Origin of the sequence: Pseudomonas sp. TE50-2 (assembly GCF_040813665.1) — a bacterium.
In the GTDB taxonomy this organism is placed as follows: domain Bacteria; phylum Pseudomonadota; class Gammaproteobacteria; order Pseudomonadales; family Pseudomonadaceae; genus Aquipseudomonas; species Aquipseudomonas soli.
Genome location: NZ_JBFNXN010000001.1, coordinates 3,143,831 through 3,164,445, shown reverse-complemented (window position 1 = coordinate 3,164,445; position 20,615 = coordinate 3,143,831). Strand labels below are relative to the sequence as shown.

Here is a 20,615-nt window from a genome sequence, read left to right as displayed (position 1 = left end):
TTCCGACACGAGCGAAGGAAAATTCAGCGCCTTGACCTGCACATCCCAGGGCAACGCCCCGCCCCTGCTGGAGCGGGCTTGCCCGCGATCACTCGCAAAAGCCGGTGCCAAGCACCGGCCCACGAGGGCAATGAGCTCTGCGTGGGGCGAATCCAGGCCCCTTCAGGCCCGAACTCCCTCCGGCAGCGGCAACGCCAGCAGACGTTCATCCAAAAGCCCCAAGCCTTCCTGGAACAGCTGGTTGCTGCGCTCGGTCTCGCCAAGCCCGGCCAGCAGCCGCGCCAGCTCCGCGCAAGCCTCTGGATTGCGCTCCATGCGCAGGCTGCTCTCCAGGTAGTCACGGGCCTTGCCCCACAGGCGATTCTGCAGGCTCAGGCGGCCCAGGGTAAGCAACAGGCTAGGGTCCTGCGGGTGCTCCTTCAGCCAGCCCTCGGCCGTCTGCAACTGGCGCGCAGGATCTTCACCGCGCACCAGCCCGTACAAACGGGCCAGATGGCTTTCGTAGCCGCGCTTGAGCGCGCCGCGCAACACCTGCTCGGCCTCGCCCTGGGCGCCGACCTGGCGCAGCTGCTCGGCATAAGCCGACACCAGCTGAGGCTCCTGGCGCTGGGCGTTGGTCAACTGCTGCCAGGCGCGCTCGAGCGCCTGGCGCGCCGCCTGCGGGTCCTCGTCACGGGTCGCCGCCAGGCCCAGGTTCTGGCCCCAGGCACGCTGCTCCAGATCGGCCAGTTCGGCCGCTGGCAGCACCTTGTGCTTGCGCAGGTCAGGCAGCAGGCGGATAAGCGCCGGCCAGTCGCCGCGCTCGAGGTGCAGACGGTGCAGCAGGCGCAGCACCTGCGCATTATGCGGATGACGCTCCTGCATGGCCTGCAGGGCCTCCAGCGCCCCGTCGCCTTCGCCGCGGTCCATCTGCAACTGGGCATGGGTCAGGGCCACAGCAAGCTCTGCCTGGGGCTGGCGCTCCAGGGCGCGCTCGAGCAACTGGTCACGCTCCTCGACCCGGCCCAGTTCGTTGGCGGCACGGGCGGCGCCGAGGTAGTAAAGCAGTGGCTGGCGATCGGATTCGGCGGCGCGCTGCAGGTGGCGCTGGGCACTCGCCCAGCGCCCCTCGGCCAGGTCCAGCTGCCCCTGCTCGACGGCGATGCGCTTGCGCCGGCTGCGGTTGCGCCGCGACCAAGGGTTGACCACCCCGGAGGACGTCAGCACCAGCCCGATCAGGTAACGCACCAGCAGCAACAGCAGGACGATCCCGACCAGCGCGCCCAGTGCCGCCCACAGCCCCGACTGGTAGCGGAAGCCGCCGTAGGCGATCAGCACGTAACCGCTGTGCTTGGCGATCGCGATGCCCAGCGCCGCGGCAATGACGATCGCCAGCACTGCCAGCAGGTAGACGCGCTTCATGGCTTGGCCCCTTCGGCGTTGGCCGGCAGGTGGCGACGCTGGATATAGGCCTGCACTGCAGCCAGGCTCTCGCTCAGGTCAGGCGTGACCACCGACACCGGCTGGTCGGCCAGCTGGTTGAGGTTGTCGAGCATCGCCTTGCTCTGCGGATTGTCCGGGTTGAAGTTGGCCAGCAACACGCTGCGCGCATCGTCCAGGGCCTGGGTGTAGACCTTGGCTTCGCCATTGAGCGCCGCCCACTGCGCCTGTTCGATGGTCAGGCTCAGCGCCAGGCGCAGCTGGTTGAGCGACTGGCCGGACAGCAGCGGGCGGACGTTATCGTCGGCATTGAACTCGATCTGGAAGTACTTGGAGATTTCCGCCCACCACTGAGACCAACGGCTGGCGCCGTCGCCATCGGCGGTCAGCGCGCCCATGGCGTCGGCCTGGCTGTCGAACTCGGGCGACTGGGCGCTGAGCTGCTGGACCAGCTCGCGCTGCGCGGCGAGCTTGAGGAACAGGCCGGTACGGTCCGGCTGCTGGGTGCTGGAAAGCGTCGCCAGGCTGCGTGCCAACTGCTCGCGGGCGGCGAAGGCGCCCGGGTCGCTCTGCTCACGAAGAATTTCATCGGCGCCCTCGACCAACGCCTTGGCACTGGTGATGTCCTGCAACGCCGACAGGCGCAGGGTGGCCAGGCGCAGCAAGTGCTCGGCCTCGGCCAGGCGCCATTCCTTGCGGCTTTCGCCCAGTACGGTCTCCAGGCGCTGGCTCAGGCGCTGCTGGTCGCCCTGCAGTTGCGCCACAAGGCGACGGCGGTCTTCCAGTTCATTGGCTGCCGGCAGGCTGGCCAGCTGCGCGCTGAGCTGCTGCTCGCGCTGCTGCAGCGCGTCGGCGCGCTGGTTGAGGGCTTGCAGGTGTTCGCCCTGGCCTTGCTCGCTGCCTTGCAGCTGGCGAACCTGCCAGACGCCCCAGCCGCCGACCGCGACGCCTGCGGCGCCCAGCAGCAGGGCCAGCAGCGCCAAGCCGTTGCCGGAGCGTCGGGCGGGCTTGGCGGAGGTGGGTTCCGGCGCTTCGGGCGCCGAGGGCTGTTCGGTGTTGGACAAGACAGTTTCGCTCACGTATCCATCCTTTGCATGGTGGCGCATCGCTCTCTAGCTTAGCGCCTTAAGGGGCAGGCGCAGCGGTTCGCTGCACGGCTGCCAGCAAGGCCGCGGCGCTGGCGCCACGGCAATCCACAATATCCAGCGCCCCGAGTGCCCGGGCCTGTTCGGCTACCCGCGGGCTGGGCACGAACAGCGGCAATCGGGAAAACCGCGGCCAGTCCGCACCCGCGAGACGATGCAAGTGTTCCAGACCCTGCCCACTGCTGACCACCAGGCCATTGAGGCGTTCCCCATCGATGCGTCGGGCGAGGGTTCCGGTAGGGTAGTCGGGCAGGCAGCGGCGATACAATTCCAGATAATCGACACTAGCACCTTGCTCGGCAAGACGCTCTGCCAACAGTTCACGACCTCCGACGCCGCGCACGATCAGGACGCGAGGCCTCGCTGACGCGGCAATAGCCTCGCGCAAGGCGGGCAGCTCGAGCAAGGCCTCGCTGTCGTCACCGGCCACTGGAAAGGCCACTTGCAGCCCATGGTCCTGAAGAATTCGCGCCGTCGCCTCACCTACCGTGAACCAACCTGCGCAAGGCGGCTTCACTCCCGCCTGGGCGAGCTGCTCCAGCAGCAGGCGGGCCGCCGGCTTGCTGACCACGATGATGGCCTGAGCCTCGGCGATCGTCCGCAGGTGCTGCGTCTGCAACGGGTCCGGCGCGAGCGCCTCGATCACCAGCAACGGCAGGCTGACGCTGGCGATACCCGCGTCGGCCAGCGTCTGCGCCAGTGCCGCACAGTCCTCTTCAGGGCGAGTCAGCAGCAGGCGCCAGGGGCTCACGGGTGGCCGGCCTCGCCGTAGACTTCCTTGAGGATCGCCTCGGCGCCCTGCCCCAGCAGGTCTTCGGCGACCTGTACGCCCAGGGCCTCGGCATCCACGCGCGCAGCGCGGGCTTCGGCCACCAGCAAGGTGCCACCGGAGGGCTGACCGACCAGGCCACGCAGCCACAGCTGTTCGCCTTCAAGCACCGCGTAGCAGGCGATCGGCACCTGGCAGCCACCATTGAGGCGCTTGTTCAGGGCACGCTCGGCCACCACCCGGTCAGCGGTGTCGGCATGGTGCAGCGGCGCCAGCAAGGCATGAATCTCGGTATCAGCGCTACGGCATTCGATCCCCACCGCGCCCTGGCCACCAGCCGGCAGGCTGTCATCGACACTGATGGAGGCGGTAATGCGGTCCTCGAAGCCGAGGCGGATCAGGCCGGCGGCGGCGAGGATGATGGCGTCGTATTCGCCGGCATCGAGCTTGGCCAGGCGGGTATTGACGTTGCCGCGCAGGAAGCGGATCTGAAGATCGGGCCGACGCGCCAGCAATTGCGCCTGGCGACGCAGGCTCGAAGTGCCGACGACACTGCCGGCCGGCAGGGCTTCGAGGCTTGCGAAGGTGTTGGAAACAAAGGCATCGCGCGGGTCTTCACGTTCACAGATGCAGTACAGGCCCAGGCCTTCGGGGAAGTCCATGGGCACGTCCTTCATCGAATGCACGGCAATGTCGGCTTCGTTGTCGAGCAGGGCGGTTTCCAGCTCCTTGACGAACAGGCCCTTGCCGCCGATCTTCGCCAGCGGCGCGTCGAGCAGCTTGTCGCCACGGCTGACCATGGGCACCAGGGTCACGACGAGGCCTGGGTGCGCCTGTTCCAGGCGGGCTTTGACGTATTCGGCCTGCCACAGGGCCAAGGCACTTTTACGGGTGGCAATGCGGATTTCGCGAGTGGACATGAAACGCCCCGAACCAGAGAAATGCCGCCGATGATAACAGCTCCTCCGGGTGTGCCCGCAGATTCAGATCAGCAAAGCGCCACGCGGGAGCGGCGATGCGGCGACCCGACTTGACCCGCGATTGCGATGGCAGGCGCTACACCTCATCGCGGGTCAAGCCCGTTCCCGTACTGCCAACGTGTATTCAGTGCAAGGACTGCATCATCTTGCGCACTCCGGCCACATGCCGCCGGCTGACGGTCAGGGCATCGCCCTCGAGCCCCTTCAGGTAGAGCTGGAAATGCCCCAGCGGCGTGCGCTGCAGCCGTTCGATGCGCTCACGGGCAACCAGCGCGTTGCGGTGAATACGCACGAAACGCTCGCCGAACTCGTCTTCCAGGGCCTTGAGCGGTTCATCGAGCAGCACTTCGCCTGCCTCGTGGCGCAAGGTGACGTACTTGTGGTCGGCGATGAAATAGATGACCTGGGGAATGGGGATCAACTCGATGCCCTTGCGCGTACGGGCACTGATATGGCTACGCGGGCTACCGCCGGTGTCGCCTGCGGGGCGGGTCAGCGCCGCCAGCTGGGCGCGATTGGGCTTTTCGGCGCGCCGTAGGGCATCGCGCAGCGCCGGGGGCTGGATGGGTTTCTCGACATGGCTCAGGGTACTGTCCCTGAACGCTTCGCTGCCGTATTCGTCGTCGCCGGTGCAGAACACCACCGCCGGCGGCGATTCACGCTCGCACAGCCGGGCGGCGACCTGCAGGCCATCGAGGCCCGGCATGCCGATGTCCAGCACCACCACGTCGGGCTTGAGGCTTTCGATCAGGGTCAGGGCCTCCTCGCCGTTGGTGGCGCTGGGCTCCATCACGGTGTAACCCTCCAGCTCGCCAAGCAGCCGGCTCAGGCGCTCGCGGGCCTGGGGTTCATCATCAACGATCAGGACATTCATAATTGCGCTGGATTCCTGAGTGAGTCTCGCACGGGTATAGCGTAGACAAGTGTGGGGCGACCGAAACGCGGTCACGCTACAGACCGGTGCGAAGGCCAAAGATTCACTGGCCTGGCAGATTCACCGCCAGTCCTTTGTCCAACTGTAGACGCTCCGTGGAACACTGCCGTTCAATCGTTGAATATGCCGCACCCCCTTGTTACCGGACGATTCTCGCGACCAGCGCCCTGCGGCGGCGGGCGCAACCCTGCTATGATCGGCGCCACTTTTCCGTTCACGCCTTCAACGAGTGAATCCATGAGCACCGACAAGACCAATCAGTCCTGGGGCGGCCGCTTCAGTGAGCCCGTCGACGCCTTCGTCGCCCGCTTCACCGCCTCGGTCGATTTCGACAAGCGCCTGTACCGCCACGACATCATGGGTTCGATCGCCCACGCCACCATGCTGGCGCAGGTCGGCGTACTCAGCGACGCCGAGCGCGACACCATCATCGATGGCCTGAAGACCATCCAGGGTGAGATCGAGGCCGGTACCTTCGACTGGCGCGTCGACCTGGAAGACGTGCACATGAACATCGAGGCGCGTCTGACCGACCGCATCGGCATCACCGGCAAGAAGCTGCACACCGGTCGTAGCCGCAACGACCAGGTGGCCACCGACATCCGCCTGTGGCTGCGTGACGAGATCGACCTGATCCTGGCCGAGATCACCCGCCTGCAAAAGGGCCTGCTGGAACAGGCCGAGCGTGAAGCCGAGACCATCATGCCCGGCTTCACCCACCTGCAGACCGCACAGCCGGTGACCTTCGGCCACCACCTGCTGGCCTGGTTCGAAATGCTCAGCCGCGACTACGAGCGCCTGGTCGACTGCCGCAAGCGCGCCAACCGCATGCCCCTGGGCAGCGCCGCGCTGGCCGGCACCACCTACCCGATCGACCGCGAGCTGACCTGCAAGCTGCTGGGCTTCGAGGCCGTGGCCGGTAACTCGCTGGACGGCGTCTCGGACCGCGACTTCGCCATCGAATTCTGCGCCGCCGCCAGCATCGCCATGATGCACCTGTCGCGCTTCTCCGAAGAGCTGGTGCTGTGGACCAGCGCGCAATTCCAGTTCATCGACTTGCCTGATCGCTTCTGCACCGGCAGCTCGATCATGCCGCAGAAGAAGAACCCCGACGTACCGGAGCTGGTGCGTGGCAAGAGCGGCCGCGTGTTCGGCGCCCTGACCGGCCTGCTGACCCTGATGAAAGGCCAGCCGCTGGCCTACAACAAGGACAACCAGGAAGATAAAGAGCCGCTGTTCGACGCCGCCGACACCCTGCGCGACTCGCTGCGCGCCTTCGCCGACATGATCCCGGCGATCAAGCCCAAGCACGCAATCATGCGCGAGGCGGCCCTGCGCGGCTTCTCCACCGCCACCGACCTGGCCGACTACCTGGTGCGCCGCGGCCTGCCGTTCCGTGACTGCCACGAAATCGTCGGCCACGCGGTGAAACATGGCGTCGACACTGGCAAGGACCTGGCCGAGATGAGCCTGGAAGAGCTGCGCCAGTTCAGCGACCAGATCGAGCAGGACGTGTTTGCCGTGCTGACCCTGGAAGGTTCGGTCAACGCCCGCAACCATATCGGCGGCACCGCGCCGGCGCAGGTGCGCGCGGCAGTGGCTCGCGGCCAGGCACTGCTGGCTTCGCGCTAAGCAATCTGGGGCCGCTTTGCGGCCCTTTCGCCGCGGTTCGTCGCCACGACAAGCCGGCTCCCACAGCGACTGCGCACACCTCAAGTCTTACGCTGTTCTTGTGGGAGCTGGCTTGTCGTGGCGACGAAACGCAGCAGCCCTTATTCCAGTCAGCGCTTGTTCTTGATCATGTCGAGGAACGCCGGCATCGCCGCATCCTTGTCCTCCACGATCCGCACCATGTGCGGGTTCTTGCCCAGTAACTGCAACAGCGCCTTCGCTTCCGGGAAATCCGCCAGGAAGTCGATGTTCAGCACCTTCTTGCCCACCGCGCAGGCCAGGTCGACCGAGAAACAGAACATCAGGTCGGCGATGGTCAGCTGCTCACCGGCCACATAAGGCGCGAACTTGCCATTGCGCTTGAGGGTGGCAAAACCCGCCAGCAGGTCGGCCCGCGCCCGCTCCTTGATCAGTGGCTCGACCGCCGCGCCGAAGAACGCCTCGGCGTAGCAGGTACGCGCCGGCAACTCGATATACAGCTCGACCTCCCGCAGCAACTCGCGCACCTTGGCCTGCCCGAAGGCATCGGCCGGCAGCAGCGCCTTGCCCGGCTGGGTCTGCTCGATGTAGTCGAGGATGACCCCGGTCTCGCTGATGAAACCCTGCTCGGTCTGCAGCACCGGCACCTTGCCACGGGGGCTGATGGCCAGAGCTTGAGGCAACTGGCCGCCGAAGAACGGCACCTCTTCGAAGGGCACGCCTTTCTCCAGCAAGGCCAGCTTGACCATGTTGTAGTAGTTGCTGACCGCGAATCCATGAAGCTTGAGCATTGAGACAGCCTCCAAGGCCGTATGGGGTTGGCCCGGCTGTTATAGCTCCCTTGCCCACCCTTGGCCAGTGCCATGCCCGGCGCTGATGGCCGGGCATTGCCAGCGCAGGCGTGGCACACTGTGCGCCTCACCACAGGAGCACCGCCATGAGCGAACCCCAAGACATCGACAGCAATGATGAAGAAGACTTCGCCGAGGCCACCCTGACCCAGGCGATCGAGAACCAGATCGAAAGCGGCGAGCCGCCAGCCGCCAAGGCCACCTTCAACAAGCTGACCCTGGTCGGCTACGAGCGTGAGGACATCCTCAACCTCATGGCCCACGTGCTGGCCATCGAGATCGACGCCATGCTCGACGAAGATCGCCCGTTCGATACCGAGTGGTACGAAACCGCCCTGCGCGCCCTGCCGGAGCTGCCACCTGAGGCGGATCAAGGCGACATCGAATAAGCGTGACTACACTCCTGACTTCCATCCTTGTCTCGAAGTCAGGAGTTGCCCTATGTCCTTCACCCCCGAACTGATCGCCGAACTGGAAGTGCTCGCCCTGTTCAACCTGGGCAACCATCAGGAAGGCATCAAGGTTGGCAGCAACGCGTCCCCCGCGCTGATCGCCGCCGCCAAGCGCCTGTATGAGAAAGAACTCACCGACCAGCCCGATGGCGGTTATCTCACCAGCCTCGGCAATGATGCTGCCGAAAACGTGCAGCAACTGCTGACCATCCTCCTATCGAAATCGGCGCAATCGGCCTGAATTTGCTTCGCGGGGCACGCCGCTGCAATGTGCTCCGCGATGACCCACGCTCGAGGTAGCAATCTGGCGCCAAAAACCCATCAGCCTCTTATCCGACCGCGCCACTCAGGCTAAACTCGCCAGTGCTTCCCCCGGCCTGCCTGAGCGCGCAATGAACCACCCCCACGAAATCCGCCCCGACCTGGAACAAGGCATCGACCGCAAGGAGCTGGCCAAGCTGCGCGCGCGCTTCCTGAAGATCAACCAGGGCCGTCTGGCACGGGCGATGGAAGGGTTATCCACACGCCAGCAGCAGGTTCTCACGCTGCTGCCGCTGTTCTTCCACGTCAATCATCCGCTGCTACCAGGCTATGTTTCCGGCACCACCCCTGCCGGTGTCTCCGGTTTCGAGCCCGACGACGAGCTGCTCGCCGAAGCCCAGCGTCTGACCCGCTCGTTCACCTACAAGCCACGCCACGGCAAGCCGCCGCAGCCGATCCACGGCCTGTTCCTGATGGGCAGCCTCGGCACGCTGGCCCAGGCCGAACAGAGCGACATGGACCTGTGGGTGTGCCATGCACCGGACCTGGACGAACAGGCCGTGGCCGACCTGCGACGCAAGTGCCAGTTGCTCGAAACCTGGGCGGCCAGCCAGGGCGCCGAAGCCCATTTCTTCCTGATCGAACCCCGGGGCTTCGTCCAGGGCGAGCGCGACAGCCAGCTAAGCTCCGACGACTGCGGCACCACCCAGCATTACCTGCTGCTCGACGAGTTCTACCGCACCGCCATCTGGCTGGCCGGGCGCACGCCACTGTGGTGGCTGGTGCCGGTCTACCAGGAGCACAACTACCGCGACTACACCCAGACCCTGCTGTCCAAGCGCTTCATCCGTGCCCAGGACGACCTCGACCTCGGCCACCTGGCGCATATCCCGTCGGGCGAGTTCGTCGGCGCCGGGCTGTGGCAGCTGTTCAAGGGCATCGACTCACCCTACAAGTCGCTGCTCAAGCTGCTGCTCACCGAGGCCTACGCCAGCGAACACCCGCAGGTGCGCTGCCTGAGCCTGGACTACAAGCAGGCCGTGTTCGCCAACCAGCTGGACCTGGATGAGCTCGACCCCTATGTGATGGTCTACCGCCGCATCGAGCGCTACCTGCTCCTGCGTGACGAGCCGGCACGCCTGGAACTGGTGCGGCGCAGCCTGTATCTGAAGGTGAACAAGAAACTCGGCGACCTGGGTCGCAGCCGCAGCGGGGGCTGGCAGCGCCAGTTGCTGGGGCGCCTGACCGAGGAATGGGGCTGGGACGAGCGCCAACTGGCGCTGCTCGATAGCCGCAGCCAGTGGAAAGTACGCCAGGTGGCCGTCGAGCGCCGCGAACTGGTGGCCGAGCTGAACCACAGCTATCGCTTCCTGACCCAGTTTGCCCGCCAGCAGAACGCCAACAGCCGGGCCGACCAGCGTGACCTCAATGTGCTTGGCCGCCGCCTCTACGCCGCCTTCGAGCGCCGTGCCGGCAAGATCGAGGTGATCAACCCGGGCATCGCCCCGGACCTGGCCGAGGACACCCTCACCTTGGTGCAATCACCCAACCGCAAGGAACCGGGCACACACCACTGGGGGCTGTACAACGGCAACCTGGGCGTACACGAGTGGGAGCACTTCAGCCCGATCAAGCGCTGCCGCGAACTGCTCGAACTGCTCACCTGGGCCCACCGCAATGGCGTGATCGACAGCAGCACGCGCCTGGCCTTGCACCCGGGCGCCAGCGACCTGAGCGAGTTCGAGCTGTTCAACCTGATCGGCAGCCTGCAGCAGAGTATTCCCCTGCCTCTGGAGACAGTCAGCGAGGTGCGCCTGCTGCAGCCGAGCGTGGCCGACGAGATCCTGCTGCTGGTGAATGTCGGCGTCGACCCGCTGCGTCATCACCGCGACCTGAACATCCTGATGACCACCGAGCGCACCGACTCGCTGAGCTACGCCGGGGTGCGCGAGAACCTGGTACTGACCCTCGACCAGATCACCCTCAACAGCTGGAACGAGGTACTGGTCCAGCGCTACGACGGCGAGCATGCGCTGGTGCGCTGCCTGCGCGACTTCCTCAACAGCCTGGGCCAGCGCAGCCATCGCCCGCGGGTGCGGGTGCGCTGCTATTGCCACAACCGCGCCCAAGCCATCAGCCAGCGGGTCGAGGAAATCTTCGACACCGTGCAACTGCTGCTCGATCAAGGCCTGAATCACCGTTATTTGCTACAGGTGGCCCAGCACACCCACATCCTCGACTTGCAGCCCGGGCAGGTCACCCTGGCCAGCCTCGCCGACCACGACACCGTGCTGGCGGCGCTCGGCGAGGAGCGCAGCAGCTACAGCCCATTGCACCTGGACACCCACGCCCTGCAGGACCACGACCTGCCACTGGTCCTGGCCCAGGGCCAACCCGGCTGCATCCAGGTGTTCTACCGTCTGCTCGAAGGCTGGGCCGACCTGTACGTGCTCGACGAGCACAATGCGCTCTGGCAGCAGCGGCTGCCGCAACAGGACGAGCCGCACCTGCTGCTGCCGTTACAGCGCTTCCTGCAAGCGATGGTGATGCGCCGCGACGCCCTGCTGCCCTTGGACAGCCTGCAACAAGCATCACTGGACATCCTCTACTACCAGTTGCTGCCATCCGGCCCAGGCAAGGCGCGCAGCCTGGAACCCAGGCCGGCACCCGCAGACAGCCAGAACCAGGCCTGTTTCGAAGTCCAGGCGATCCTCCAAGCCGGCACGGGCGATGAGGTGCACGTCACCCTTTACTGCGACCAGCAAGAGTTTTCCGAACTGGAGCATGGCGACCAGCTGTATGCCGTGGTCGCGCGACAGATCCTGCGCCAGCGTCGCGGCAGCGGCAATTACCGCTGCTACATCACCGACCTCGACCTGTCCGAACTGCTGGAGGACGAGCAGGGGTCCACCAGCCTCTGCCTGCGCTACAAGCGCGAGCTCGAACAGGCACTCAACGATGGGCTGCAACAGCTGCAGGCGCGGCTGGAACCCTGATCAACTCAGAGATCGAAGTCCCCTGCCGCTTCCGGCTGGTACTCGACTGCCAGCAGCTCGAGCTTGAGCGTCTTGCCGCCCGGCGCCGGCCAGTCGATCTGGTCACCCACCGACAGGCCGAGCAGTGCGCAGCCGATCGGCGCGAGGATCGAGACGTTGCCTTCAGGACCCGCGTCCTTCGGATACACCAGGGTCAGGTGGTAATCCTTGCCACTGGCGATCTCGCGGCAGTGCACGCGGGAGTTCATGGTCACCACGCCGGCCGGGACTTCCTCGTGACCCACCACGTTCTCGGCGCGGTCCAGCTCGTCCTGCAGGGCGAGCACACCCGGGGTGCTTTCATCGAGGCTGTCGAGCAGGCGCTCGAGACGCTGCACGTCCAGTCGGGTGAGGATGAGGGAAGGCTTGGTGCTCATGATCCAGTCAGACTCCTTTGAACAGGCAATTTACTAAAGGCAGATAAAGCAAAACCCCGCCCAAGGGCGGGGTTTGTGAAATGCTTGGCGTCACCGACGCAGACCCTGACACTACCACAGCGGGGCAAATACTCAAGCCCACACCGCCGTTGTGGCTATGCCTGGGCCCCTGCTTTCAGGGCCAGCGCCTCGCGGCAGATCTGCCGGCGCCGTTCGTCATCGGCCGCACGCCACTCACGGATATGCTCGACGTGGCGGTGGCAACCGGTGCACACCTTGCGCTCATCCAGCCGACATATGCTGATACAAGGTGACGGCACCGCCGGACTTACATTGCTGTAGAGCGGCTTGGGCGGCCTGGGCTGTTCGCTCATTTCAGATCTCGTCGAAGTCCAGCTTCTCGCCGGCCCGCTCCCAGACGATGCGCTCGAGCATCTCGCCGAGCAGCTCTTCGCTCTTCTCGCACACCCACTTGCCGCTCTCTTGGTCATAGTCGAAGTGGAAACCACCGGACTTGTCCGCCAGCCACAGTTGGCGCAGGGGCTCCTGGCGGCTGAAGATCAGCTGGCTGCCGTTGTCGAACTTGATGGTCAGGACGCCGGCGGAATTTTCCATGTCCAGGTCCATGCCGCTTTCATCGAACAGGTCTTCCAGGGCCTGTTGGGTCGCGTCGACCAGGTCGTGGAAACGCGCTTCGCTCAAACTCATTGCAGGGACCTCGAAAAATGGCTGTACACACGCAAGCCGGGCACGATAAGGGCGAAAGCTTCAAGCTACAAGCTAATAGCTGTAAGAAAAAGCCGCATGTCCTTCGGTCGCCTACGCCCGCCGAGCGGGGGCGCCCCTTGCATAGGCAATCAGGTGGTCGCTCGGTATACTCGGCCGCAATACTGCATATTTCCAAGGATTTCACCCATGAAACGCCTGATTTCCTCCCTCGCGGCAGTGGTCGCGGTTGCTTGCCTGGTTTCGGCCTGCGGTCAGAAAGGCCCCCTGTACCTGCCGGAAGACGGCAAGGACGGCAAAGGCCCGCGCAAGTCGCACCAGCATGCCAAGCCTGTCCAGCCTCAGCCGGTGCTGGAGCAGCAGCAAGAGCAGCCTGAAGAGTCGCCCGTGCAGTAAGGAAATCCCATGGATGCATTCAACTACCGCGGCGGTGAGCTGTTCGCGGAAGGGGTGGCCCTGTCGGCGATCGCCGAACGCTTCGGCACGCCCACCTACGTGTACTCGCGTGCCCATATCGAGGCGCAGTACCGCAGCTACACCGATGCCTTGCACGGGGTGGATCACTTGGTCTGCTTCGCGGTCAAGGCCAACTCCAACCTGGGCGTGCTGAACCTGCTGGCGCGCCTGGGCGCGGGCTTCGACATCGTCTCCGGTGGTGAACTGGAACGCGTGCTGGCCGCCGGCGGCCGCGCCGATCGCGTGGTGTTCTCCGGGGTCGGCAAGACCCGTGAAGACATGCGCCGCGCCCTGGAAGTGGGCGTGCACTGCTTCAACGTCGAGTCCACCGACGAGCTCGAGCGCCTGCAGGTGGTGGCCGCCGAGATGGGCAAGGTCGCGCCGGTGTCGCTGCGCGTGAACCCGGACGTCGACGCCGGTACCCACCCGTACATCTCCACGGGCCTCAAGGAAAACAAGTTCGGCATCGCCATTGCCAACGCCGAGGCCATCTACGTGCGCGCCGCGCAGTTACCGAACCTCGACGTGGTCGGCGTCGACTGCCATATCGGCTCGCAGCTGACCACCGTAGAGCCGTTCCTCGATGCCCTCGACCGCCTGCTGGTGTTGGTCGACCGCCTGGCCGAGTGCGGCATCCACCTGCGTCACCTCGACCTGGGTGGCGGTGTCGGCGTGCGCTATCGCGACGAGCAGCCCCCGGAGCTGGCCGACTACATCAAGGCCATCCGCGAGCGCGTCGGCAGCCGCGACCTGGCCCTGGTGTTCGAGCCGGGCCGCTACATCGTCGCCAACGGCGGTGTGCTGCTGACCCGCGTGGAGTACCTCAAGCACACCGAGCACAAGGACTTCGCCATCATCGACGCGGCGATGAACGACCTGATTCGCCCGGCCCTGTACCAGGCCTGGATGGACGTCAGCGCGGTCAAGCCCCGCGAAGGCGAAGGTCGGGCCTACGACCTGGTCGGCCCGATCTGCGAGACCGGCGACTTCCTGGGCAAGGACCGCGTGCTGGACCTGACCGAGGGCGACCTGCTGGCCGTGCGCTCCGCGGGCGCCTATGGTTTCGTCATGAGCTCCAACTACAACACCCGTGGCCGCTGCGCCGAGGTGCTGGTCGATGGCGACCAGGCCTTCGAAGTGCGTCGCCGCGAGACCGTCACCGAACTGTTCGCCGGCGAAAGCCTGCTGCCGGAGTGAACCCATGCTGCTGCGCTTTACCAAGATGCACGGGCTGGGCAACGACTTCATGGTCCTCGACCTGGTCAGCCAGCACGCACACATCCAACCCAAGCACGCCAAGCAATGGGGTGACCGCAACACCGGCATCGGCTTCGACCAGTTGCTGATCGTCGAGGCGCCGAACAATCCGGATGTCGACTTCCGCTACCGTATCTTCAACGCCGACGGCTCCGAGGTCGAACAGTGCGGCAACGGCGCGCGCTGCTTCGCCCGTTTCGTCCTGGACAAGCGCCTGACCGCGAAGAAGCGCATTCGCGTCGAGACCAAGGGCGGCATCATCGTCCTCGATGTGCGCAACGACGGGCAGATCTGCGTCGACATGGGCCCGCCACGCTTCACGCCGGCCGAGGTCCCGTTCATCGCCGATGAGCAGGCGACCAGCTATGCACTCGAAGTCGACGGCCAGGTGCACCAGATCGCTGCGGTGTCCATGGGCAACCCGCATTCGGTGCTGCGCGTGGACGATGTGCGCAGCGCGCCGGTCCATGAGCTGGGCCCGAAGATCGAGCATCACCCGCGCTTTCCGCAGCGGGTCAATGCCGGCTTCATCCAGGTAGTCGACCGCCACCGCGCCAACCTGCGCGTATGGGAGCGTGGCGCGGGCGAGACCCAGGCCTGCGGCACAGGCGCCTGCGCCGCCGCCGTGGCGGCGATCAGCCAAGGCTGGATGGACTCACCGGTAACCATCGACCTGCCGGGCGGGCGCCTGAGCATCGAGTGGGCCGGCCCCGGCAAGCCGGTACTGATGACCGGCCCTGCCGTTCGTGTGTTCGAAGGACAAGTTCGTCTCTAAGCGAGTATCCGCCATGACCGATCAGCCTAACGTTGCATCCCCGCAGGCCAGTGAGCTCGATGCCGAAGCGGTGGTCGCCTACCTGCGCGCCCATCCGACCTTTTTCGCCGAGCATGACGAACTGCTGGTCGAACAGCGCATTCCTCACCAGCGCGGCGACAGCGTGTCGCTGGTGGAGCGCCAGCTCAAGCTGCTGCGCGACCGCAACATCGAGATGCGCCATCGCCTGTCGCAACTGATGGACGTGGCCCGCGACAACGACCGGCTGTTCGACAAGACCCGCCGGCTGATCCTCGACCTGCTCGACGCCAGTACCCTGGAAGAGGTGGTGATGGCGGTCGAGGACAGCCTGCGCCAGGAGTTCCAGGTGCCCTTCGTCAGCCTGATCCTGTTCGGCGAGAACGCGGCGCCCGTGGGGCGTTGGGTTTCCGGGGCCGAGGCGCAGCAGGCCATCGGCGGCCTGATCGGCGGCGGCAAGACCATCAGCGGCAGCCTGCGCGAGCACGAGCTGGCGTTCCTGTTCGGCAACGATCAGCACAAGGAAGTCGGCTCCAGCGCCGTGGCCACCCTGGAGTACCAGGGCCTGCATGGCGTGCTGGCAATCGGCAGCCGCGACCCGCAGCACTACAAAAGCAGCGTCGGCACCCTGTTCCTCAGCTACATCGCCGAAGTGCTCGGCCGTGTGGTGCCGCGCTTCACCCAGACACTACGCTCGGTGCGCTGATGGAACGCCAGCTGGAGGCTTATTGCGCACACCTGCGCAATGAGCGCCAGGTGTCCGAGCACACCCTGCTGGCCTACCGCCGTGACCTCGAGAAGGTCATCGAATTCTGCAACGCCCAGGGCATCACCGGCTGGGCGGCCCTGCAGGTCCAGCAACTGCGTCAGCTCGTTGCCCGCCAGCACCATCACGGCCAGTCCTCGCGCAGCCTGGCGCGCCTGCTCTCGGCGGTGCGCGGGCTGTACCGCTACCTCAACCGCGAAGGCCATTGCCAGCACGACCCGGCCAATGGCCTGGCGCCACCCAAGGGTGAGCGGCGCCTGCCCAAGGTGCTGGACACCGACCGCGCCCTGCAGCTGCTCGATGGCGGCGTCGACGACGAATTCATTGCCCGCCGTGACCAGGCGATCCTCGAACTGTTCTACTCGTCCGGCCTGCGCCTTTCGGAGCTGACCGGGCTCGACCTCGAACAGCTGGACCTGACCGCCGGGCTGGTTCAGGTGCAAGGCAAGGGCGGCAAGAGCCGCGTATTGCCGGTCGGCCGCAAGGCTCGCGAGGCGATGCAGGCGTGGCTCAAGCTGCGCGGCATCGCCGGCCCGCGGGACTCTGCGGTGTTCCTCAGCCGCCAGGGCAAGCGCCTCGGCCCCCGGGCCATCCAGCTGCGCGTCAAGGCCGCCGGCGAGCGCGAGCTCGGCCAGCACCTGCACCCGCACATGCTTCGCCATTCCTTCGCCAGCCACCTGCTGGAGTCGTCCCAGGACCTGCGCGCGGTGCAGGAGATGCTCGGCCACGCCGACATCAGCACTACGCAGATCTACACCCACCTGGACTTCCAGCACCTGGCCACGGTGTACGACAGCGCCCACCCCCGGGCCAAACGCAGCAAGGACACGGACTCATGAGCATCAAGCTGATCACCTTCGACCTCGACGACACCCTCTGGGATACCGCACCGGTCATCGCCAGCGCCGAAGTCGTCCTGCGCGACTGGCTCGAAGCCAACGCGCCGATTCTCGGTGGCGTGCCGGTCGAGCACCTGTTCGCCATCCGCGAGCGCCTGGTACAGGCCGAGCCGGGCCTCAAGCACCGTATCAGCGCCCTGCGCCGGAGGGTGCTGTTCCACGCCCTGGAAGAGGTCGGCTACAGCGAGAAACACGCCCAGGAACTCGCCAACGAAGGTTTCGAGGTGTTCCTGCATGCGCGGCACCAGGTCGAGGTGTTCCCAGAGGTGCAGCCGGTGCTGGAGATCCTGCGCCATCACTACACCCTCGGCGTGGTCACCAACGGCAATGCCGACGTGCGCAGGCTCGGCCTGGCGGACTACTTCCGCTTCGCCCTGTGCGCAGAGGACCTGGGTATCGGCAAGCCGGACCCGGCACCGTTCCTCGAAGCGCTGAAGCGCGGCGAGGTGGACGCAGGGGCGGCGGTGCACGTCGGCGACCATCCGGGTGATGACATCGCCGGCGCCCAGCGCGCCGGGCTGCGGGCGGTGTGGTTCAACCCGCAGCACAAGCCTTGGAGCGGCGAACAGGCGCCGGATGCGGAGATCCAGCGTTTGTCGCAGTTGCCAGACGTGCTCGCGCGCTGGCGCTGACTGACAGTCGGCGCCCACAAAAAAGCCCGCAGCGACGGCGGGCTTCTTTGCGTTCAGCCACTCAGATAGGGCGGCTGCCGTACTTGTTGTCCGGCTTCTTGGGCGGATCGGCGACCACGTTGGCCTCCACTTCCTGCACCTTGCCGCCGCGCGAAAGGAACTCTTCCATCGCCTTGGCCAGCGCGTCGCGCTCTTTCTGCTTGGCTTCCATGCTCGGCATCTCGTCTACCGAGACAGCCGCCTTGGACTTGCCCTTGGCAGCGGGTGCCGGGCTGCTGTCGTCATCGCCGGCATCTTCCGCGCCATCGTCGGCCGCAGCTTCCAGGCCATCATCAGCCTCGTCTTCGTCGCCTACTTCGAGGTCATCATTTTCCAGATCGTCGTCGCTCATGTTCTACCTCATGACTTGCGAAAAGCAGGTTAGTTATAGACCGGTGCAGCCGTAGACCGGCAGCCACCAGTGAAAATTCAACTGGCCGTGGATTGGCCACTGCCCTGGGTGTCCACCCCCTCATGGGGGGCCTGGCACCCTGCAGGCCTTGCTCCTGGCAAGGCCTGACAAAATCCTTTGAACCCTTGCTGGCCACAGGCTATTGGCAAGCCTAGCAAAGGGTAGCGAAGTGTGTGGACTACTCGTCCGGCCCCTTCGGCGCGCATTCTAGCGCGCTCGCAGAAAAAGCAAAGCACCAGAAACGCCCAATGACTTGTAAGTTTTCTACCTACGTCGCGATCAGGACAGAGAAACCGTTTGCCCGGCGCGAATCGGCAAACTACAGGCAAAAAAATGCCCGGCGAACCGGGCAAGTTTTCCAGCATGGCGGTTACAGGTTATAGCCGCGCTCGTTGTGCTGAGCCAGGTCGAGGCCGACCGACTCTTCTTCTTCGCTGACCCGCAGACCCATCACCAGGTCCAGGACCTTGAGGATCACGTAGGTGACGATGGCGGTGTAGACCACGGTGAAGATCACACCCTTGGCCTGGATCCAGAACTGTGCGGCGATGTCGGTTACCGCACCGAAGCCGCCCAGGGCAGGCGCCGCGAACACACCGGTGAGCAGGGCGCCGATGATCCCGCCGATACCGTGCACGCCGAAGGCGTCGAGGGAGTCGTCATAGCCCAGCTTGCGCTTGAGGCTGGTGGCGCAGAAGTAGCAGACCACGCCGGACACCAGGCCGATCACCAGGGCGCCCATCGGGCCGACGGTACCCGCGGCAGGGGTGATGGCGACCAGACCGGCGACTACGCCCGAGGCGATGCCCAGTGCGCTTGGCTTGCCGTGGAAGATCCACTCGGCGAACATCCAGCCCAAGGCCGCGGCGGCGGTGGCGATCTGGGTCACCAGCATGGCCATCCCGGCAGTGCCGTTGGCGGCGGCGGCGGAACCTGCGTTGAAGCCGAACCAGCCGATCCACAGCATGGCCGCGCCCATCAGGGTGTAGCCCAGGTTGTGCGGGGCCATCGGCGTGGTCGGGTAGCCCTTGCGCTTGCCCAGCACCAGGCAGCAGACCAGGCCGGCGATACCGGCGTTGATGTGCACCACGGTGCCGCCGGCGAAGTCCAGCACGCCCCAGTCCCACATCAGCGCGCCGTCACCGCTCCAGACCATGTGCGCGATCGGCGCATAGACCAGGGTGAACCACACGCCCATGAAGATCAGCATCGCCGAGAACTTCATGCGTTCGGCGAAGGCACCGACGATCAGCGCCGGGGTGATGATGGCGAAGGTCATCTGGAAGGTGATGAACACTGCCTCGGGGAACAGCGCGGTGCCCGAGGTCAGGCCCGACGGCGTGACGCCGCTGAGGAAGGCCTTGGAGAAGCCACCGATGAAGGAATTGAAGTTGAGCACGCCCTTTTCCATACCGGCGGTATCGAAAGCCAGGCTGTAGCCGTAGATGACCCAGAGGATGCTGATCAGGCCGGTGATGGCGAAGCACTGCATCATCACCGACAGCACGTTCTTCGAGCGCACCATGCCGCCGTAGAACAGGGCCAGGCCCGGGATGGTCATGAACAGGACCAGTGCCGTCGCGGTGAGCATCCAGGCGGTGTCGCCGGAGTTCAGCACGGGGGCGGCAGTTTCCTCGGCCAGGGCCAGCCCTGGCATTACGAGGGACAATAGGGCTCCTAGCCCTGCGATCTTGCGCAGAGTCATGTTGTTTTCTCCTGGGGCGTTGGGTTTGGTGAGGCTTTGCTTGGCGCTTAGATCGCGTCGGTATCGGTTTCGCCGGTACGGATGCGGATCGCCTGCTCCAGATTGACCACGAAGATCTTGCCGTCGCCGATCTTGCCGGTGTTGGCTGCCTTGGTGATGGCTTCGATCACCCGATCGAGGTCCTTGTCGTCGATGGCGACATCGATCTTCACCTTGGGCAGGAAATCGACCACGTATTCAGCGCCGCGATACAGCTCGGTGTGACCCTTCTGCCGGCCGAAGCCTTTGACCTCGGTCACGGTGATGCCCTGCACGCCGATTTCCGACAGCGACTCGCGCACGTCGTCCAGCTTGAACGGCTTGATGATGGCAGTGACTAGCTTCATGAAACTCTCTCCCGATTTGATGGACTTGCCCCAGGAAAACAAACCCGTCTCAAGTCTAAGCGCAGCGCCTGGCTTTGTAACGCGTCGTCGGCTCCATTCTCCCCGCCGACACACGATCCGCCTGTGACGAAGGACCTTGCGGCTTCGCCTGCGCACTGCCTGGTCACAAGGGACTGCATCAGTGCATGGCTCACTCGGGTCTTTGCAGAAACCTTGCCAGTTCATACAACGAGCTAGAAAACAGTGAGTTGCGTGAATCGGTGGGGATTGGCCAGTTGCCAGCAGCGAAAAAGTGCACAAAATCGGTGCGCGACCTTTGGCCGCCCTGCGCGAAAAGCGTGCAGGGCAAGCGGGCAAAAGCCCCGTGCTACACTGCTGCCCTTTCAGTGATCAGCGGATACCAGACATGCTTGCGCCCAAAGCCTTCCTCGATGCCCTGAGCGACCAGGCCTCGCGCCTGTTCAGCGGCGACACCGCCGCGCCCCGCGCCGAACTGGAAAGCCAGTTCAAGGTGCTGATGCAGGGTGCCTTCAGCAAGCTCGACCTGGTCAGCCGCGAGGAGTTCGACAGCCAGATGGTGGTGCTGGCCCGCACCCGCGCCCGTCTCGAAGCCCTCGAGCAGCAATTCGCCGAGCTGGAAGCACGGATCGCCCCACCCGCTCAGGAATAAG

The 20,615-nt window shown here is 65.3% G+C and carries 23 protein-coding genes; 11 read left to right on the top strand and 12 right to left on the bottom strand.

Annotation, left to right across the window (positions count from 1 at the left end):
- Positions 1–162 precede the first annotated feature (162 nt).
- The 5 genes from AAHK21_RS14425 to AAHK21_RS14405 form a co-directional block, all read right to left on the bottom strand.
- Positions 163–1,401 carry a heme biosynthesis HemY N-terminal domain-containing protein gene (locus AAHK21_RS14425; RefSeq protein ID WP_367857585.1) on the bottom strand — a complete coding sequence of 413 codons (1,239 nt, stop codon included), beginning with the start codon at positions 1,399–1,401 and terminating at the stop codon, positions 163–165.
- Complete coding sequence (locus tag AAHK21_RS14420) at positions 1,398–2,498, bottom strand: uroporphyrinogen-III C-methyltransferase (RefSeq protein ID WP_367857584.1); 1,101 nt, start codon at positions 2,496–2,498, stop codon at positions 1,398–1,400. Before AAHK21_RS14420 ends, AAHK21_RS14425 begins: the two co-directional genes overlap by 4 nt.
- A gap of 46 nt (positions 2,499–2,544) precedes the next feature.
- The gene (locus tag AAHK21_RS14415) at positions 2,545–3,315 is read right to left on the bottom strand and encodes a uroporphyrinogen-III synthase (protein WP_367857583.1); all 771 of its coding nucleotides are present in this window, start codon (positions 3,313–3,315) and stop codon (positions 2,545–2,547) included.
- On the bottom strand, positions 3,312–4,253 hold the full coding sequence (hemC, locus tag AAHK21_RS14410; protein WP_046853685.1) for a hydroxymethylbilane synthase: 942 nt from the start codon (positions 4,251–4,253) through the stop codon (positions 3,312–3,314). Before hemC ends, AAHK21_RS14415 begins: the two co-directional genes overlap by 4 nt.
- Before the next feature lie 184 nt (positions 4,254–4,437).
- Positions 4,438–5,187, bottom strand: coding sequence for a LytR/AlgR family response regulator transcription factor (locus tag AAHK21_RS14405; RefSeq protein ID WP_367857582.1), 750 nt, complete (start codon positions 5,185–5,187; stop codon positions 4,438–4,440).
- A 297-nt stretch (positions 5,188–5,484) separates the two neighbouring features.
- Between AAHK21_RS14405 and argH the strand changes: the two genes are divergently transcribed.
- Entirely contained in the window at positions 5,485–6,879 is a 1,395-nt protein-coding gene (argH, locus tag AAHK21_RS14400) for an argininosuccinate lyase (protein WP_102683522.1), read from the top strand.
- A gap of 149 nt (positions 6,880–7,028) precedes the next feature.
- Here the strand turns inward: argH and AAHK21_RS14395 are convergent, their stop codons facing one another.
- A complete protein-coding gene (locus AAHK21_RS14395) occupies positions 7,029–7,688 on the bottom strand; it encodes a glutathione S-transferase (protein ID WP_367857581.1) in 660 nt (219 codons plus the stop codon).
- Positions 7,689–7,834: 146 nt separating this feature from the next.
- On the opposite strand from AAHK21_RS14395, the gene AAHK21_RS14390 reads away from it, so the two are divergent.
- From AAHK21_RS14390 to AAHK21_RS14380, 3 genes are all read left to right on the top strand, one after another.
- Positions 7,835–8,137 (top strand): hypothetical protein, encoded by a 303-nt coding sequence (locus AAHK21_RS14390; protein WP_046853681.1) that lies wholly within the window; start codon positions 7,835–7,837, stop codon positions 8,135–8,137.
- A gap of 52 nt (positions 8,138–8,189) precedes the next feature.
- The gene (locus AAHK21_RS14385) at positions 8,190–8,441 is read left to right on the top strand and encodes a TIGR02647 family protein (RefSeq protein ID WP_367857580.1); all 252 of its coding nucleotides are present in this window, start codon (positions 8,190–8,192) and stop codon (positions 8,439–8,441) included.
- 151 nt (positions 8,442–8,592) lie between these two features.
- On the top strand, positions 8,593–11,457 hold the full coding sequence (locus tag AAHK21_RS14380) for a class I adenylate cyclase (protein WP_367857579.1): 2,865 nt from the start codon (positions 8,593–8,595) through the stop codon (positions 11,455–11,457).
- A gap of 5 nt (positions 11,458–11,462) precedes the next feature.
- Here AAHK21_RS14380 and rnk read toward each other — a convergent pair whose 3' ends face one another.
- The 3 genes from rnk to cyaY form a co-directional block, all read right to left on the bottom strand.
- Positions 11,463–11,873 (bottom strand): nucleoside diphosphate kinase regulator, encoded by a 411-nt coding sequence (gene rnk, locus AAHK21_RS14375; RefSeq protein ID WP_046853679.1) that lies wholly within the window; start codon positions 11,871–11,873, stop codon positions 11,463–11,465.
- A gap of 155 nt (positions 11,874–12,028) precedes the next feature.
- Entirely contained in the window at positions 12,029–12,247 is a 219-nt protein-coding gene (locus AAHK21_RS14370; RefSeq protein WP_046853678.1) for a DUF1289 domain-containing protein, read from the bottom strand.
- 1 nt (position 12,248) lies between these two features.
- Complete coding sequence (cyaY, locus tag AAHK21_RS14365) at positions 12,249–12,581, bottom strand: iron donor protein CyaY (RefSeq protein WP_023630903.1); 333 nt, start codon at positions 12,579–12,581, stop codon at positions 12,249–12,251.
- Between the two features lie 207 nt (positions 12,582–12,788).
- Between cyaY and AAHK21_RS14360 the strand changes: the two genes are divergently transcribed.
- The 6 genes from AAHK21_RS14360 to AAHK21_RS14335 are packed head-to-tail and all read left to right on the top strand — an operon-like array spanning position 12,789 to position 17,402.
- Positions 12,789–12,995: a lipoprotein gene (locus tag AAHK21_RS14360; RefSeq protein WP_367857578.1), complete on the top strand. Its 207-nt coding sequence runs from the start codon at positions 12,789–12,791 to the stop codon at positions 12,993–12,995.
- Between the two features lie 9 nt (positions 12,996–13,004).
- Entirely contained in the window at positions 13,005–14,252 is a 1,248-nt protein-coding gene (lysA, locus tag AAHK21_RS14355) for a diaminopimelate decarboxylase (protein ID WP_367857577.1), read from the top strand.
- A gap of 4 nt (positions 14,253–14,256) precedes the next feature.
- Entirely contained in the window at positions 14,257–15,087 is an 831-nt protein-coding gene (gene dapF / locus AAHK21_RS14350) for a diaminopimelate epimerase (protein WP_023632258.1), read from the top strand.
- Between the two features lie 13 nt (positions 15,088–15,100).
- The gene (locus AAHK21_RS14345) at positions 15,101–15,811 is read left to right on the top strand and encodes a DUF484 family protein (protein ID WP_046853676.1); all 711 of its coding nucleotides are present in this window, start codon (positions 15,101–15,103) and stop codon (positions 15,809–15,811) included.
- Positions 15,811–16,710 carry a tyrosine recombinase XerC gene (gene xerC, locus AAHK21_RS14340; RefSeq protein WP_367857576.1) on the top strand — a complete coding sequence of 300 codons (900 nt, stop codon included), beginning with the start codon at positions 15,811–15,813 and terminating at the stop codon, positions 16,708–16,710. The genes AAHK21_RS14345 and xerC overlap by 1 nt, the downstream gene beginning before the upstream one ends.
- Entirely contained in the window at positions 16,707–17,402 is a 696-nt protein-coding gene (locus AAHK21_RS14335) for an HAD family hydrolase (RefSeq protein WP_046853674.1), read from the top strand. Before xerC ends, AAHK21_RS14335 begins: the two co-directional genes overlap by 4 nt.
- 61 nt (positions 17,403–17,463) lie before the next feature.
- Here the strand turns inward: AAHK21_RS14335 and sutA are convergent, their stop codons facing one another.
- From sutA to glnK, 3 genes are all read right to left on the bottom strand, one after another.
- Positions 17,464–17,793, bottom strand: coding sequence for a transcriptional regulator SutA (gene sutA, locus AAHK21_RS14330; protein ID WP_023632536.1), 330 nt, complete (start codon positions 17,791–17,793; stop codon positions 17,464–17,466).
- Between the two features lie 430 nt (positions 17,794–18,223).
- Entirely contained in the window at positions 18,224–19,558 is a 1,335-nt protein-coding gene (locus tag AAHK21_RS14325) for an ammonium transporter (RefSeq protein ID WP_367857575.1), read from the bottom strand.
- Between the two features lie 47 nt (positions 19,559–19,605).
- Positions 19,606–19,944 (bottom strand): P-II family nitrogen regulator, encoded by a 339-nt coding sequence (glnK, locus tag AAHK21_RS14320; protein WP_002555808.1) that lies wholly within the window; start codon positions 19,942–19,944, stop codon positions 19,606–19,608.
- A gap of 406 nt (positions 19,945–20,350) precedes the next feature.
- On the opposite strand from glnK, the gene AAHK21_RS14315 reads away from it, so the two are divergent.
- On the top strand, positions 20,351–20,614 hold the full coding sequence (locus tag AAHK21_RS14315; protein ID WP_217867848.1) for an accessory factor UbiK family protein: 264 nt from the start codon (positions 20,351–20,353) through the stop codon (positions 20,612–20,614).
- The last annotated feature ends 1 nt before the right edge of the window (position 20,615 follow it).

Bases quoted from the DNA above. Each gene is read 5' to 3' on its own strand.
- AAHK21_RS14425 (WP_367857585.1), bottom strand. From the start codon at position 1,401: ATGAAGCGCGTCTACCTGCTGGCAGTGCTGGCGATCGTCATTGCCGCG.
- hemC (WP_046853685.1), bottom strand. From the start codon at position 4,253: ATGTCCACTCGCGAAATCCGCATTGCCACCCGTAAAAGTGCCTTGGCC.
- AAHK21_RS14405 (WP_367857582.1), bottom strand. From the start codon at position 5,187: ATGAATGTCCTGATCGTTGATGATGAACCCCAGGCCCGCGAGCGCCTG.
- argH (WP_102683522.1), top strand. From the start codon at position 5,485: ATGAGCACCGACAAGACCAATCAGTCCTGGGGCGGCCGCTTCAGTGAG.
- AAHK21_RS14395 (WP_367857581.1), bottom strand. From the start codon at position 7,688: ATGCTCAAGCTTCATGGATTCGCGGTCAGCAACTACTACAACATGGTC.
- AAHK21_RS14390 (WP_046853681.1), top strand. From the start codon at position 7,835: ATGAGCGAACCCCAAGACATCGACAGCAATGATGAAGAAGACTTCGCC.
- AAHK21_RS14385 (WP_367857580.1), top strand. From the start codon at position 8,190: ATGTCCTTCACCCCCGAACTGATCGCCGAACTGGAAGTGCTCGCCCTG.
- AAHK21_RS14380 (WP_367857579.1), top strand. From the start codon at position 8,593: ATGAACCACCCCCACGAAATCCGCCCCGACCTGGAACAAGGCATCGAC.
- rnk (WP_046853679.1), bottom strand. From the start codon at position 11,873: ATGAGCACCAAGCCTTCCCTCATCCTCACCCGACTGGACGTGCAGCGT.
- AAHK21_RS14370 (WP_046853678.1), bottom strand. From the start codon at position 12,247: ATGAGCGAACAGCCCAGGCCGCCCAAGCCGCTCTACAGCAATGTAAGT.
- cyaY (WP_023630903.1), bottom strand. From the start codon at position 12,581: ATGAGTTTGAGCGAAGCGCGTTTCCACGACCTGGTCGACGCGACCCAA.
- AAHK21_RS14360 (WP_367857578.1), top strand. From the start codon at position 12,789: ATGAAACGCCTGATTTCCTCCCTCGCGGCAGTGGTCGCGGTTGCTTGC.
- lysA (WP_367857577.1), top strand. From the start codon at position 13,005: ATGGATGCATTCAACTACCGCGGCGGTGAGCTGTTCGCGGAAGGGGTG.
- dapF (WP_023632258.1), top strand. From the start codon at position 14,257: ATGCTGCTGCGCTTTACCAAGATGCACGGGCTGGGCAACGACTTCATG.
- AAHK21_RS14345 (WP_046853676.1), top strand. From the start codon at position 15,101: ATGACCGATCAGCCTAACGTTGCATCCCCGCAGGCCAGTGAGCTCGAT.
- xerC (WP_367857576.1), top strand. From the start codon at position 15,811: ATGGAACGCCAGCTGGAGGCTTATTGCGCACACCTGCGCAATGAGCGC.
- AAHK21_RS14335 (WP_046853674.1), top strand. From the start codon at position 16,707: ATGAGCATCAAGCTGATCACCTTCGACCTCGACGACACCCTCTGGGAT.
- sutA (WP_023632536.1), bottom strand. From the start codon at position 17,793: ATGAGCGACGACGATCTGGAAAATGATGACCTCGAAGTAGGCGACGAA.
- AAHK21_RS14325 (WP_367857575.1), bottom strand. From the start codon at position 19,558: ATGACTCTGCGCAAGATCGCAGGGCTAGGAGCCCTATTGTCCCTCGTA.
- glnK (WP_002555808.1), bottom strand. From the start codon at position 19,944: ATGAAGCTAGTCACTGCCATCATCAAGCCGTTCAAGCTGGACGACGTG.
- AAHK21_RS14315 (WP_217867848.1), top strand. From the start codon at position 20,351: ATGCTTGCGCCCAAAGCCTTCCTCGATGCCCTGAGCGACCAGGCCTCG.